The sequence below is a fragment of the Pannus brasiliensis CCIBt3594 genome (assembly GCF_036688125.1).
GTDB lineage: Bacteria > Cyanobacteriota > Cyanobacteriia > Cyanobacteriales > Microcystaceae > Pannus > Pannus brasiliensis.
Window position 1 is genome coordinate 1 of the sequence record NZ_JBAFSM010000118.1, and the last position, 331, is coordinate 331.

The 331-nt window shown below is 55.0% G+C and carries 1 protein-coding gene; it reads left to right on the top strand.

Features of this window, described 5'->3' with window-relative positions; all coding sequences use genetic code 11:
• Positions 1 to 49 precede the first annotated feature (49 nt).
• Positions 50 to 331: hypothetical protein (locus V0288_RS24990; RefSeq protein WP_332867911.1), on the top strand; the 282-nt coding region annotated here is incomplete at its 3' end.

The window sequence follows — 331 nt, forward strand, 5'->3', positions numbered from 1 at the left end:
GAAAAAAAAAGGGTCGAGTTACTCGGTGGCGATAGGCCCATGGGCAGGCGTGGGTGCCACCGGCGCCTCGAATCTGTATTTTGGGTTCTCGAACAGCCCCAGCAATCAGGGGTCGTACAACGTGAGCATGGGCACGGGGGTGATGCAATTTGCATCAAACGGTGCCAGCCTGAATGCAGTGGGTTATAGAGACGCTGCAAAAATCGTGTCTGCGACGGACGGCGTATACATCGGTGTTCACGCCGACTTGAATGCGAAGTACTCCAAAGATTGCGTGTCTGTGGGTGCTTACGCGAGCGCGCAAGCATCGGGGGACGTTGGTTTTGTTTTT